The following is a 13,442-nucleotide window of genomic DNA, read 5'->3' as shown; positions in this document are numbered from 1 at the left end:
GGGGGAATACATGTTTTGCGAGGTCAAAGAGCCATGAGACCAACAAAAGGGAATTCCGCGGTGGTCGGCCGGTAGCGGAACCGAGCCATGATTGCAGTCTCTATGCAAGAGGGTTCGATAGTCCTGGACCCTTTCTCCGTAAGAGTGGTCCTCGGGGCCGTTATCCTAACCCTGATAGTTCTCTCCTGCGTCTCCTCCCGACGTCTCCGGTCACCGTTCACCGTTTGGTGGAGGGTAGCCCTGTACCTCTTCTTTGCCGGAAATTGCGCCTTCTTGCTGAACGGAACCTCTTTCCTGGCATGGGCCAATCCGCTGGGCAAAGCGTTGGTGGTCGCCGGAGCTTTCAGCATCTGGGCAGGAGCACGAAAGCTTCGGGACCGTAAAGTCAGCGCTTGGCAGTTGCTCCCGGCACCACTGATCACCTACGTTGCGTCGGTGACGGACAATGCGGAGTCCAGCCTCTGGTCCGGTGGTTTGGTCTATCTGGGCCTGACGGCGGCAAGCCTCGGCATATCTGCCGGAGAATTGTGGTTCGCAAAGTCAACCCAGTCACGGGTGACCAGGTTGCTGGCCCTCGCTGCCGCATTTACCTCCCTGTACTATCTGGGCCGGGCCATCACCTTTGTGCTGGAAGGGCCGGACGGGAATACGTTCCGGACCGTCTTCGGCTACGCGCCCGCGGCCCTGGTGCACCTTATTCTCCTGGTGTCGCTGTCCTTCACCATGAACGCGCTTAGCAATAGCCACCTGATCACAAAACTCAGGGAACGCGCCGAACGGGACCATCTCACCGGCCTGCTGAACAGGGGCGCCTTCCTTGCTTTGGCTGCCAAGGAACTGGCAAGTCCCGCCTCCCAACGAGGAGGGGCCTTGATCCTGGCAGACCTCGACTACTTCAAAGCCGTCAATGATGAACACGGACATGCGGCCGGGGACGCCGCCTTGTGTGCCTTCGCCGAGGCCTGCACCGCTTCGGTTAGGTCAACCGACCTTGTTGGCCGGTACGGCGGAGAAGAATTCATCCTGCTGCTGCCCGGGGCGACGCAACAGCGGGCCGAAGCCATCGCCTCGGAGATCAGTCACCGCCTTTCCGCCATGCAAGATCCGGAAGGCTTGCCGTTTCCGACAGTCAGTTATGGCGTCACGTCCACTGGTACTGAGGCTCAAGACCTGGATTTCATGATCAAAGTGGCAGACGCCGCGCTATATAGCGCCAAGGCCCAAGGACGTAACAGGGTTGTCGGCGCAGACCCAGTGGAAATTTCACTGCCTGAATTTCACCAAGGGCCGTAGTACATGCACATAGTGTCGGGCCTCACCCGTCACCCCTTCTTATGGCCCGGGGGTCCGCAAGCGTCTGGTACCGCGTTGTGTGACGTTATGCCTAGGCTGTGGGTGGCAAGTGAGAGTTCCCACCCGTGGATGACTAAGAACAACGATGATGGAGAGCAACGATGACTGAAGCAAACACCAACGTACGTGCACAACAGCTGAAGGCCCTGCACGAGGCACCGGAAATCCTGAGTGTGGTTAATGTGTGGGACGCCGTCAGTGCCCGCACTGTTGCAGAACTTCCCGAAACCAAAGCCATCGCCACGGCAGGGCATTCCATTGCTGCAGCCTTTGGCTATGCCGACGGAACCATGCCGTTGGACGTTGCGCTGGATGGGGTCAAACGAATTGTCGACGCCGTGGATCACCCTGTCACTGCAGACCTGGACGACGGCTACGAGAACCCTGCCGAGACCATCCGCCGGGCGATTGGGATCGGCGTGGTTGGGGCGAATGTTGAGGACCGCTTGCGGCCCTTCGACGAAGCCGTTGCGCGTGTGCAGGCCATCATTTCGGCCGCTGCGGATGAAGGCGTCTCATTCCAGCTGAACGCACGCACTGACGCTATCGCCCGGGGTGGGGATCGACCTATCAACGACAGCATCGAAGACGCCATTGCCAGGGGCCGCGCCTTCCTCGACGCCGGTGCTTCGCTGGTCTTCGTGCCCGGCGCCATGACCCGCGAGGTCATCGAGCCTCTGGTTGAAGGCCTCGGACATGGGAAGCTCTCCGTGATTGGCGCACCCGGCGCCCTCCCGGCAGCAGAGCTTCAGAAACTTGGTGTGGCCCGCGTTTCCTATGGTCCCTTTACCCAGCGGGTGGCTCTGCGGGCGCTTCGGGACCTGGCCACGGACCTCTATGGTTCGGGAGTGGTCCCTACTGACACGCCTGCGCTGAACTAGCTGACGCCTGCCTGGGTGCAGTCTGCCTGATCGGTCCTGACCTGTCCCGCCTTTGGTGGCCTGACAGGTCAGGACCCTGAACGGGTGTCGAACGCGGCCGCCGACTCCCGAAGCAGGCGGGCCACCGTGTCCAACGGCAGGCTTGCAGCCTTTCTCCGGTCGAATCGACGCAACGCGATGTGCCGGGTTCCCAACCCCGGAACATCCAGGATGTCCACTTGGTCATGGACGACGCCCGTCAGCGCCAAGGTGGGCACAATCGCAACTCCCTCACCAGCGGCAACAAGTGCCAGCGCGGTGAGTGTGTCGTGATATTGATGAACAGTCTCAATTCGGGCACCCGTCGAGTGACGAAGGCGCCCAAGTACTGCAGTGTTTGCCGCTGATGGCTCGACTCCCAGCCACGGCAAGTGCAAGCGGCTCAGGTCAACATTGTCCGTGCCGAGCAGGCTTCCTGCGGGCACCACGAGCTTCCAGGGCTCATCCAACAGGGGTTCCTGGACCATTCCGGCCGCCATCGGGCGCTGCTCTGCCGCCGTCGAATCCTGTTCAATCACAACAGCGTCGAGCTGGCGCTGCCGAAGCAGCCGCATCAGAGCTGGAAAGCTGTCCTCAACGATCTGAATCTGCAACTGGGGATATTGGTTGCGCCATTCCGGAAGGCGCGGGATCACCACGGTGCGCATGAAGCTGGTGAACCCGCCCACCCGCACCACTCCCGCGATATTGACTTCGCTTTGCATCCGGGCCCGGGCCACGTTGAGGGCCCGCTCTATCTCTTCCCCTGCCTCAGCCATGGCCAGGCCTGCTGGCGTGAGCACCGAGCCTTTGGGCGTGCGGAGGAGTAGCGCCTGCCCTGCCTCGTTCTCGAGTTTGCTCAGTTGCTGCGAGACGGCGGAGGCAGTAATCCGCAACTCATCAGCTGCGGCAAGGACGCCTCCAGTGCGCGCGACCGCAAGAAGCACGAGCAGCCGGCGCGGGTCCATCTCCATGTTAAGCACTCCTAAACACCGGCTTCAGAATATTGCAATTGAACTAAACGACATCCTCACTCAATATTGACTCAAAAGCACGATTCAGTCGCCAATACCGACAACCGAATCAAGCCCCCATCCCGGATCGAACGCCCCCCTTCGGCTTCATTCGGAATGCCCAAATTCTGAAAGGACTCCCATGGAACTGCTGTTCGAAATTACCGGTTGGGCCGGCGCAGTGGCGATGCTCGGCGGCTACATGGCGGTGTCCATGGGCTGGTTGCAGGCGGGCAGCACCTTCCAGACCGTGAATCTCTTTGGCTCATGCGCCTTCATCGTCAACGGCACGCTCCATGGAGCATGGCCTTCCGTAGTGACGAACGTGGCTTGGTTCTTGATTTCAGCCGTAGCCCTCCTCCGGATGCGGGCCAAGCAGAGGCCAGCGCAGACCGTGGACCAAACTCAAGAGAGCCCTTCACTTGGTCCGGACACTGCCGCCCAGGTCATCGTCTCAGCCACTCGGCCAGCCGCCGGCTGCGCCTAGCGGGTTCACGGGGAACCGTACCCCGCTGGGGGACAGGCGCCGTAACTCCACGAACTCGGTCAGTCCACGAACTCCGACTGAGTCTCGATGAAGTCCCAATCCGCGACGGTCAGCACACCACTGACCTTGTCCGGATGTGGCCCGCCGGCCTCGGCGATGTGCTGCAGCACCTGGAGGGGCAGTTCTTCCGCGCGCAGGTTTTCGCGCAGCCATTCCTTGCTGTCCAAGTGCAGATCGAGCCACCACATGTAGATTTCCATCGCGGACCGCCTTCCTTCGGATGAGCCGTGGACCCGGATTAACCGTAGGCCCCGTCAGGAAGGTCTACAAGGGTGCATGTACGTCTGCAAGGGCCCGCTGAGTCAAAGTAGCTGTTCAAGCACGCGCCGCAGCGCAACAATAAGGGTATGGCTGCGGAAGGTTTCAGCGGACGGATTCCCCTGGTGGTCGGAGTCCTGCCGGATCAGCATGTGGAGGTCCTCCAAACTGCCAGGACTCTCGCCGAACAGATGGGCGTGCCGCTGGTTTGCGCTTATGTGGACGAGGCCAGCTACCTGGTGGAGTGGGACCCCTCGCGCGAGACACACCGGATGTCGCTGCATCCCGAAAAAGATGACGAGGACGTCGCGGCCGTCCGTGGTGATCTGGGCAAGGCCATCGCGGAGGCGATGGACGGCGGCACGGCGGATTGGACTTTGCGCTTGCTCGCAGGTGATCCTGCCCGCGCCCTTGGCCGCCTGGCCGCGGATATCGATGCGTCAATGATCATCGTAGGGACCCCGGAACCTGGGCTGGGGCACCGGATTTCCGAAGCCCTGAACGGCTCGGTAGCAGCCTGGTTGAGTCATCACCAACGGCGACCGGTGCTGATCGTGCCCCAAAAGAAGAGGCGCGAAGCTGCCCATAAAAACTAAAGCGAAAGTACTTATTCGAGGTGGTGGCGAAGGCGTCCCACGGCACGTAGAGTAATTACTGCAGGACGGCGAGAGCCCCTGCTCAAAGACCGCTCCGGAGTGCGTATCCCCCAATAACGCACTCCGGAGCTCTTTGTTTAAGCAACGATGGCACCGTTCAATCGATGCTTGGACCGCGTGCGGCCTCCACCTTTCTTTAAGGCGAAAACGGCCCCGACACACCCTTTCTTAGGCGTGTCGGGACCGTTGTTATTTCAATGTGGGTGGTGGCGGTGCAGTTCGCGGGAAGAAACGCACGACGCCGCCGCCTGGCTTGGGTGCCGCCAGCTCGCCTGACGGAAACTCACCCGGCGGAAACTCACCTGCCGCCGGCTCACCTGACGAACGTGTACAGCAGCGCCGCCATCCCGAAGCCCACTATGGAGAGAACCGTTTCCAGCACGGTCCACGTCTTCAGGGTGTCCTTGACTGACATGTTGAAGTACTTGGAGATGATCCAGAATCCGCCATCGTTCACGTGGCTGGCAATGATGGAACCCGAGGATATAGCCACCACGATCAACGCGAGCTGCGGCTGCGAGTACCCCGACGCGAGGCTTGGAGCCAGGATGCCGCCGGTGGTCACGATCGCCACCGTGGCCGAGCCCTGGGCGATGCGCATACCGGCGCTGATCACGAACGCGGACAAGATAATGGGAAGCCCGGCCTGGGACAACGTATCCGCCACGGCCTTGCCAACACCTGTGGCGGAGAGGACAGCACCGAAGAAGGCACCGGCACCAACAACCAGCAGGATCATGCCTACGGGACGCAACGAGGAACCCGTGATTTCGCTGAGTTCGGCGGAGGTCATGCCGCGGCGGATTCCCAGGAGCCACATTGCCAGGAGCACAGCGACCGTCAGCGCGATGGCCGGGTTGCCGAAGAACTGGAGGATGTCCCGGAATGTGCCTGCGGGAGCGAAGATGTTGCCGAACGTGCCACCCAGGATGAGGATCATGGGCAAGCCGATGGCCAGCAGTACCAGCCCGATGGACGGTTCGTGGCCCTTGGCTTCCTCAGACTCGGGGACGATCCGATCCTCCGGGACGGAAACCATGACGCGCTTGCCGATCCAGGTGCCCCACAGGATGCCCGAAGCGAACCATGCAGGAATACCGCAGATGAGGCCCATGAGGATGATCCAGCCGAGGTCCACGCCGAACAGTCCGGCCGCAGCAACGGGGCCGGGGTGCGGAGGAAGGAAGGCGTGTGTCACGGAGAGTCCTGCGAGCAACGGCAGGGCGTAAAGTGCCAGCGACTTGCCGCCACGGATAGCGGCGACGTAAACCAGCGGAGCAAGGACAAAGATGCCGATGTCGAAGAACACGGGGATACCCAGCACGAAGCCGGTGATACCCATGGCCAGCGGGGTGCCCTTTTCTCCGAAGATCCTCACCAGCCTTCCGAGCAGCACCTCAGCACCGCCGGACCGCTCAAGAATGGCACCGAGGACGGTACCGAGGCCGATAATTACCGTGATGTGGCCAAGGATGCCGGCAAATCCTTTTTCAATCAGGGCGTCGCTGCTTTTGGTGGCCGAACCGACGAGGGCCTCCACGGAGATGCCACCCACCAGGGCCACGATCACACCGGTTCCCACCAAGGCGATAAACGGTTCGAGCTTGACCTTGATGATCAGGAACAGCAGGAGGGCAATGCCGGCACCTGCCAGGAGGAGCAGGCCGGCGGTGTCGTGCCGCAGCCAGTCAAGGAATTCAGTCATGACGAGTCTTTCTGGGTAAGTCCTACTTGAGGGTGCCGGTGAAGGCTGCGGCACGTGCCGCGATGTCTGCCCAGTCACCTGCAGCAACGGCTGCGGGCGGGACTACGCTGGTGCCGCAACAGACTGCGGCAGCACCGGCGTCGAGGTAGCTCTTGGCGTTGGAGGCGTCAATGCCCCCCGAAGGCAGCAAGCGGATGCCCGGGTACGGGCCTTGCAGATCCTTCAAGTACGCCGGGCCGAGCTGGCGGGCGGGGAAAATTTTGACGGCGGACGAGCCCAGGTCCAGGGCCTGCGCCACCTCCGTGGGGGTCATGGCGCCGAGGCTGAACGGGATCCCGGCGGCGACTGCGACGGCGGCGACCTCGGGGCGAAGGCCGGGCGTCACCAGGAACTGCGCACCGGCGTCGATGGCTGCACGGGCTTGGTCTGCGGTCATCACCGTGCCGATTCCGACGGCGGCACCATGCTCCGCCGCCGTCTCCGCCGCGCGCTGGACGTGCTTGAGGACATCGGGGGTGGTGAATGTCAGTTCGACACTGCGGATGCCGCCGTCGGACAGTGCCCGGCAAAGATCCGCGGCGTCCGTGATGGACGGGGCGCGGACCACGGCCAGGGTACGGTCGGCTTCGAGCTGCTGGAGGAATTGTTCAGGAGTCATGCTGTCCTTCTCTGGTGAGGCCGTCGCTGCTGCGACGAAGGGCCCGGCCTGCGCGGGCACCGGTGGCTTTGCCGTGGTCGATCGCTGCCGTGCCGTTGACGAAGACGTACTGGATGCCGCTGGCGGCTTGGCGTGGATTCTCAAAAGTGGCTTCATCGCGGACGGTTTCCTGATCGAAAAGCACGACGTCGGCCGCATAGCCTTCCCGGATGAGTCCCCTGTTGTGGAGCTTGAGTCGTGCGGCGGGCCGGCCCGTGAGGTGATGGACCATTTCCTCGAGGCTCAAAAGTCCGAGGTCCCGTGAGTAGTGGCCGAGATAGCGCGGGAACGTGCCCCAGGCCCGCGGGTGTGGCTTGGCCCCGACCAGGAGTCCGTCGCTGCCGCCGGTGTGGGTTCGGTGCTTCATGATGGCCTGGACGTTTTCCTCGTGGCCCACGTGTTGGAGGATGCCTGTGCCGAGGCGGTCTTCTGTGAGGATCTGCGCGAACACGTCGAACGGCTCTTGGCCGGACTCTGAAGCGAGGTCCCTGATGGTTCTGCCGACGTAGCCCGCGAGCGCCGGGTTCTGCACGCCGCTGATTTCCAAGGTGTCCCACTCGGCCACCACGCCGTGGCAGCCGTCGGAGCCGTAGATCTCCACGGCTTCCCGGATGCGGGCCCGGGTGGTCGGGTCGGCCAGCCGGGCCAACGTTGCCTCTGTCCCGCCCGATGACGCCCAGCTCGGCAGGATCGCGCTCAGCGTGGTGGCACCTGGGAGATACGGGTAGGTGTCCAGGGTGATGTCCACGCCGTGGTCCAGGGCTTCGTCGATCAGGTCCAGGAGTTCCCCGGCGCGGCCCTTGTTTTCCGCGAAATTCATGGTGGCATGGGACAGGTGGAGTGCGCAGCCGGTGTCGCGGCTCAGCCCGATCATCTCGGCGTAGGCACCCAGTGCGCCTTTGCCGTAGGAGCGATGATGCGGCGCGTAGAAACCGCCGAGCTCGCCCACGGTCCGGCAGAGTCCAGCCAGTTCCTCGGTCTGCGCATACATGCCCGGCGTGTAGGTCAGCCCCGAGGACATTCCCACCGCACCTTCCTCCATCGCCGTGCGGATGATGTCCTGCATCTGCCGCTGCTGCTCCGGCGTGGGGTCCCCTTCGGCGAAGCCCATCACCATGGCCCGGACGGTTCCTTGGGGAACGAGGTATGCGGCATTGGTGGCGATGCGGCCACCGTTTTCTTCCGCGTCGAGCCGGTCGAGGTACTCCCGTACGGTCCGCCAGTTCCAGTCAAAGTGGGCCGGATTGTCATTCCAGCCGGCGATCTTCTCGCGGACACCTGCGAGCGTGGCATCGTCCACGGGCGCGTAGGACAAGCCATCCTGGCCCAGCAGTTCGGTGGTGACGCCCTGGCTGAGCTTGGCGTAGTGGTCCCTGTTCACCAGGAGCTGCAGATCCGAATGTGCGTGCATGTCGATGAACCCCGGGGTCAGGACAAGGCCGGTGGCATCGATGACGCGGTCCGCGCCGCTCTCGGTGAGGGAACCGGCGTCGAGCGTTCCGGCGTCGACGACGGTGGCAATCACCGCGCCGTCCAGCAGGACGTCCGCACGGCGCCGGTCTGTTCCCGTTCCATCCACCAAGGTGGCATTGCTGATGAGGGTCTTCATGGCATGGTCCTAGAAGAAGGTATGGATGAGGTCGACGACGGTCTGGTTACCTGGACCTTCGGCGGACCCGCTGTCCGCGAGCACCGGGATGACGGTCCACTTGTCGAACGCGGTGCACGGGTGGGAGAGGCCCAGCCGGACGACGTCGCCGGGACGGACGGCGGTGGTGGTGGCGTCGAAGGTCATGAAGCTGTGCTGATCGTTGACCGAGGTGATCTCGGCGCCAAGCAGCGGTTCCATTGCCCCGCCCAGGACTGGTCCGATGAACTGCGGTTCGGGCAAGCCTTCGTCGAAGGGGAGGTCGCGTTTCCCTGCGTCGAGGATGGCGAGGCCGGGTTCAGTCTGTGAAACAACCCTTGCCCAGCCGTACATGCCGGCTTTGAAGGGCTGGTCACCCTCGCGGGAAAACGGTGAGATTCCGCGGTAGAAACCGTCGTCGTGGATGATGTAGGCGCCGCTGCGGATCACTAGGTCCACTGCGGGTCCGCCAAGTTCAGCGCCGGTGCTGATGCACGGGGCGAGGACGGTCACGACGTCATCGAAGTACGCGCTGCCACCGGCCGTAATAATCACTTTGTTGGCCCCATACAGCCCTGCGGCGAGGAGTTCCTCGTGAAGCAGCCGCATCTGGGCAAGGTAGCCGCGGACGGCGGCCAATCCGGCGTCGTCAGCTGTGTGCGCGAGTGAGCCTTCATAGCCGCTGACGCCCACCAAACGCAGGTTTGGTGACTCGGAAATAGCGCGGGAAATCTCCATGGCAGCCTCCACAGAGCGGGCGCCGGTCCGGCCACCGTGCGCGCCGAGCTCCACCAGGACGTCCAGCACAGCATCAGTGCCGGCGAGCGTTCGGTTGATGACTTCCACGGTCCCCAGGGAGTCGATCCAGGAAAGGATAGGCGCGTCCGGCGTGGCAACGCCGGCAACCCACTGAATGGCGTGCGGATCCGTGAGGCTGTTGGCGAGCTGCAGGTTCCTTACACCGAACTCGCGAGCCACGCGGAGCTGTGCGAAGTTCGCCAACGTAATACCCCAGGCGCCGCGGTTTAGCTGCTCGGTCCAGAGCTGCGGGGACATAGTGGTCTTCCCGTGGGGGGCGAGCAGGACGCCATGGCCCCTGCACCAGTCTGCCAACCGGTCGGCGTTGGCGCGGAGCGCTGCGGCGTCGAGGGTTAGCAGCGGCGTCTGGAGGTCGGCGAGCGTGTGCTTGGCGGCGAGGAAGTCCGCGTGGGTGATGCCGTTCGCGGATGCCGGCACAGCTTTGTGACGCCAGTCGAGACGGCGTTCAGCCAGGCCTGACACGGCGGATGCCGAGATGGCTTCGGAGGTGTTCACGCGTTTCATTCCCTTCGCGGTGCTGCGTTCTTGAAGCTGCGTTGTGGGGTTTATTAGGTAATCTTGATGCGTTGCGTATTTTGCAACGCTGGTTGCAAACCTGCTGGTGATATGTCTAACATGGTGGCGGATCGAGAGTCAAGGCCGCTGAGAAGCGCACGAACTAGTGGGAGAACGATGCTTTCAGCTGTATGCGTGGGCGAAACCATGGCCATGCTTACCCCTGTCCACGCCGTCCCCCTGCACTTGGCAACGGAGCTCCACTTCGGCATCGGCGGCGCGGAATCCAACGTCGCCATGGGCTTGGCCGCCATGGGACTGGACACGCATTGGGTCAGCCGGGTGGGCCACGACGGCTTCGGCACCCGCATCCTGCACGAGCTTCGAGATCACGGCGTGGGAATCTCCGGCGTGGAAGTGGACGAGTCCCTGCCCACTGGCCTGTACGTCAAGGTCCCGGCGCAGGATTCGGACCCCGACGGCGGCAGTTCGGTTTTGTACTACCGGCAAGGATCCGCGGCGTCGGCCATGGGACGGGACACGCTTACCAATCCCGCCGTTTCCTCGTTGCTTGAGAACGCTTCTCTCATCCACCTGAGTGGAATCACCGCTGCCCTCTCCCCCGAGTGTCTTTCACTGTTGGAAGCAATCCTCACAGCACCTCGCAATGGCCGGATCATCAGCTTCGACGTCAACTGGCGCAAAGCCCTCTGGGCAGGCCAGGACAGATCCGTCCTGCAGCGGCTGGCGAACCTGTCCGACGTCGTCCTCGTTGGAAAAGACGAAGCCGAACACGCCTTCGGCACCACCGACGAAGCAGAACTTCGCCGCATGATGCCGGATCCGAAGGTGCTGGTTATCAAGAACGAGGCGATCAGCGCCATCTCTTTGGACCGGACCGGCACCCGGGAAGAGGCGCCCGCACTGTCCGTCGCCGTCGTCGAGCCTGTTGGCGCGGGTGACTCGTTCGCCGCCGGCTACCTCAGCGGCATGCTGTTCGGTCTGGGCCAGAAGGAAAGCCTCCGCCGCGGGCATGTTGCAGCTGCGTGCACCCTGACCGTGCATGGCGATCGCGGTCCGCTGCCTAACGCCGCCGAGCTGGCGGCCATTCTCGATTCTTCGGATGACGCGTGGGCTGCTATCCATGTTGAAGACGGACAATTCAACACCAGAACCGGAGCGTGACATCGTGAGCCAGAGCCTCATGCGAGCCATCGACCTGCTCGGCGAACTCGCCGCAAAGCCAGCAACCCTGGACGAGCTCGCGTCCAAGGCTGCCGTCCACAAGACCACCGTGATGCGGCTCCTGCACGCCATGGAAGAAAAGCGCTTCGTAGTGCGGGACGAAGACCAGCGGTTCATGCTCGGCTCCAAGCTCTTTGAACTGTCATCGTTGGCTTTGGAACAGCGGGACATCCGCAAGGTGGCGCACCCGCATCTCGCCGAACTCAACGGCCGAACCGGGCACACTGTTCACCTCGCCGCATTTGAAGGGAATGAGGTGGTCTACATCGACAAGTTCGAGTCGCACCACCCCGTCCGCATGTACTCGCGCATCGGCCTGACTGCATCGCTGCACTCGGCCGCCGTGTCCAAAGTCCTCCTCGCCGATATGCCGCGCAGCCGGCAGGAAAAAATCGCCGCGGGGCTGGACTACGTGAAAGTTACCGAGAACACCCTGACCTCGCCGGAGGCCTTGCTGGCCGAACTCGAGCAGGTTAAGGAACAGGGCTGGGCCCACGACAACGCTGAGCACGAAGCCTTCGTGCACTGCATCGCGGCCCCCATCCGCGACGCCAGCGGCGCCGTTGTTGCCGCAGCCTCTTGTTCGGTACCGGTAGTGATGCTCAGCTATGAAGGCTTGCTTGAGCTGCTGCCCCACCTCAAAGCCAGCACCGAGGCCATCTCCAACGACCTCGGCTGGATCAGCCACGAAAGGAACTCAGCATGAGTGAAAAAACCGTAGTACTGACCGAAAACGCCCCCGCCCCGGCGCACGTATTCTCGCAGGGCATCAAGAAGGGCGGCATGTTCCAGGTCTCCGGCCAGGGCCCCATGGACCCCGCCACCAACCAGTACATCGGCGAAGGCGACGTCCGCGTCCAGACCCGACGCACCCTGGAGAACGTCAAGGCCATCCTCGAAGCCGGCGGATCCTCCGTTGAAGACGTCCTCATGTTCCGCGTCTACCTCACCACCCGCGACGACTTCGCGGCCATGAATGACGTCTACGGCGAGTTCATCCGTGAGAACGTGCCCAGCGGCCAGCTGCCGAGCCGCACCACCGTGTTCGTGGACCTGCCGCACGAGGTCATGCTGGTGGAGATCGACGCGCTGGCGGTCACTTCGTAACGCTCGCTCACATCCCTACAGCTTCACGCGGACGCTCGCTCACATCCCACGGGGAAAGCACGACGGCGGCACTCACCTTGAGTGCCGCCGTCGAGCTTTTATGGGTGGCTGGCTTCCTAGCTTCCTGGCTGTGTGCCGTCACCACCCTCTTTGGTTCTGAAACCACCCCGACACGCCGCGGTGCCGGGCGTGTTCAAGCCTCCCGGTTTCAAAGTTGGTGGTGAAGGCACACTCTATTTTTGAAACCGAAGCTTCCACGGCGTCAGCGCGGACTCCAGCTGTTCACGGATATTCATCTTGGAAGCGCCCTCCACCCGTTCTTCAAAGTGGATAGGGACTTCCATGATTTTCAGGCCATGCCGGGCTGCCCGATAGTTCATCTCAACCTGGAATGAGTAACCGTCGCTTCGAATTGATGCCACATCAATTTGCTTCAGGGCGGAGGCTGTCCAGGCTTTGAATCCCGCCGTGGAGTCCTTCACTTTCAAACCCAGAATTACACCCACGTAGAAATTCGCCCATGCAGAGAGTGCCTTTCGGTGCCAAGGCCATTCTGTCGCCGTAGATCCACCGGTAACATAGCGCGAGCCGATCACCAGCGCAGCACCGGAGGTACGGATCCGGTCAAGCATTGTAGGAATTGCCGACACCGGGTGGGAGAGGTCTGCGTCCATCTGGATGACGATGTCCGCGTCCTGCGCCAGGGCCCGCGTCATTCCTGACACATACGCCCGGCCCAGCCCATTTTTTTCTTTTCGATGCAGCACCGATACCGTCCCGTTGGACTTCGCAGCCAGCTGATCAGCCACCGCCCCGGTGCCATCGGGAGAATTGTCGTCCACTACGAGGACATTGAGATTCGCAACCCCAAGTGCATCCAGCCGGGCAACGAGGACGGGCAGGTTTTCCCGCTCATTGTAAGTAGGCACAACAACGGTAATTTTCGGATTTGTGGTCAAGACGTGGATCCCCAATTCGGTACTCGATGATTGCCGGGGCTCAGCGCCCTTTGCGCAGCCCT

Annotated in this window: 14 protein-coding genes; 7 read left to right on the top strand and 7 right to left on the bottom strand. The window is 62.6% G+C overall.

Translation table 11 applies throughout. The features are described 5' to 3' along the window. Window positions 1–87: 87 nt before the first annotated feature. Window positions 88–1,293, top strand: a complete 1,206-nt coding sequence (locus ACIQTW_RS16900) for a GGDEF domain-containing protein (RefSeq protein ID WP_402939134.1) — start codon at window positions 88–90, stop codon at window positions 1,291–1,293. 161 nt (window positions 1,294–1,454) lie between these two features. Further along, window positions 1,455–2,234, top strand: a complete 780-nt coding sequence (locus ACIQTW_RS16895; protein WP_402939131.1) for an isocitrate lyase/phosphoenolpyruvate mutase family protein — start codon at window positions 1,455–1,457, stop codon at window positions 2,232–2,234. 68 nt (window positions 2,235–2,302) lie between these two features. On the opposite strand, the gene ACIQTW_RS16890 is transcribed toward ACIQTW_RS16895, so the two are convergent. Further along, window positions 2,303–3,226 carry a LysR family transcriptional regulator gene (locus ACIQTW_RS16890; RefSeq protein ID WP_402939128.1) on the bottom strand — a complete coding sequence of 308 codons (924 nt, stop codon included), beginning with the start codon at window positions 3,224–3,226 and terminating at the stop codon, window positions 2,303–2,305. A gap of 181 nt (window positions 3,227–3,407) precedes the next feature. On the opposite strand from ACIQTW_RS16890, the gene ACIQTW_RS16885 reads away from it, so the two are divergent. Beyond that, window positions 3,408–3,752 (top strand): hypothetical protein, encoded by a 345-nt coding sequence (locus tag ACIQTW_RS16885; RefSeq protein ID WP_402939125.1) that lies wholly within the window; start codon window positions 3,408–3,410, stop codon window positions 3,750–3,752. Between the two features lie 59 nt (window positions 3,753–3,811). Here the strand turns inward: ACIQTW_RS16885 and ACIQTW_RS16880 are convergent, their stop codons facing one another. After that, window positions 3,812–4,012 carry a hypothetical protein gene (locus tag ACIQTW_RS16880; protein WP_011776649.1) on the bottom strand — a complete coding sequence of 67 codons (201 nt, stop codon included), beginning with the start codon at window positions 4,010–4,012 and terminating at the stop codon, window positions 3,812–3,814. Between the two features lie 147 nt (window positions 4,013–4,159). Here ACIQTW_RS16880 and ACIQTW_RS16875 point away from each other — a divergent pair, with 147 nt between their 5' ends. Further along, entirely contained in the window at window positions 4,160–4,666 is a 507-nt protein-coding gene (locus ACIQTW_RS16875; RefSeq protein ID WP_402939122.1) for a universal stress protein, read from the top strand. 373 nt (window positions 4,667–5,039) lie between these two features. On the opposite strand, the gene ACIQTW_RS16870 is transcribed toward ACIQTW_RS16875, so the two are convergent. From ACIQTW_RS16870 to ACIQTW_RS16855, 4 genes are read right to left on the bottom strand one after another with little or no spacing between them, the layout of a single operon-like run. Next, on the bottom strand, window positions 5,040–6,431 hold the full coding sequence (locus tag ACIQTW_RS16870; RefSeq protein ID WP_402939120.1) for a GntP family permease: 1,392 nt from the start codon (window positions 6,429–6,431) through the stop codon (window positions 5,040–5,042). 22 nt (window positions 6,432–6,453) lie between these two features. Then, window positions 6,454–7,089 (bottom strand): bifunctional 4-hydroxy-2-oxoglutarate aldolase/2-dehydro-3-deoxy-phosphogluconate aldolase, encoded by a 636-nt coding sequence (locus ACIQTW_RS16865; RefSeq protein ID WP_402939117.1) that lies wholly within the window; start codon window positions 7,087–7,089, stop codon window positions 6,454–6,456. Beyond that, entirely contained in the window at window positions 7,079–8,737 is a 1,659-nt protein-coding gene (locus ACIQTW_RS16860) for an amidohydrolase family protein (RefSeq protein ID WP_402939115.1), read from the bottom strand. Before ACIQTW_RS16860 ends, ACIQTW_RS16865 begins: the two co-directional genes overlap by 11 nt. Before the next feature lie 9 nt (window positions 8,738–8,746). After that, entirely contained in the window at window positions 8,747–10,078 is a 1,332-nt protein-coding gene (locus ACIQTW_RS16855; RefSeq protein WP_402939112.1) for an alanine racemase, read from the bottom strand. A gap of 168 nt (window positions 10,079–10,246) precedes the next feature. Here ACIQTW_RS16855 and ACIQTW_RS16850 point away from each other — a divergent pair, with 168 nt between their 5' ends. The 3 genes from ACIQTW_RS16850 to ACIQTW_RS16840 are packed head-to-tail and all read left to right on the top strand — an operon-like array spanning window position 10,247 to window position 12,421. Beyond that, window positions 10,247–11,254 carry a sugar kinase gene (locus ACIQTW_RS16850; RefSeq protein ID WP_402939109.1) on the top strand — a complete coding sequence of 336 codons (1,008 nt, stop codon included), beginning with the start codon at window positions 10,247–10,249 and terminating at the stop codon, window positions 11,252–11,254. Continuing rightward, window positions 11,214–12,020 carry an IclR family transcriptional regulator gene (locus ACIQTW_RS16845; RefSeq protein WP_402939107.1) on the top strand — a complete coding sequence of 269 codons (807 nt, stop codon included), beginning with the start codon at window positions 11,214–11,216 and terminating at the stop codon, window positions 12,018–12,020. Before ACIQTW_RS16850 ends, ACIQTW_RS16845 begins: the two co-directional genes overlap by 41 nt. Further along, a complete protein-coding gene (locus tag ACIQTW_RS16840) occupies window positions 12,017–12,421 on the top strand; it encodes a RidA family protein (RefSeq protein WP_402939104.1) in 405 nt (134 codons plus the stop codon). The genes ACIQTW_RS16845 and ACIQTW_RS16840 overlap by 4 nt, the downstream gene beginning before the upstream one ends. 233 nt (window positions 12,422–12,654) lie before the next feature. On the opposite strand, the gene ACIQTW_RS16835 is transcribed toward ACIQTW_RS16840, so the two are convergent. After that, a complete protein-coding gene (locus ACIQTW_RS16835) occupies window positions 12,655–13,380 on the bottom strand; it encodes a polyprenol monophosphomannose synthase (protein WP_402939101.1) in 726 nt (241 codons plus the stop codon). Between the last annotated feature and the right edge of the window lie 62 nt (window positions 13,381–13,442).

Source organism: Paenarthrobacter sp. NPDC090517 (assembly GCF_044769165.1).
Lineage (GTDB): Bacteria > Actinomycetota > Actinomycetes > Actinomycetales > Micrococcaceae > Arthrobacter.
The sequence above is the reverse complement of the archived record's forward strand: the minus strand, read 5'-3'. Positions and strand labels throughout refer to the sequence as shown.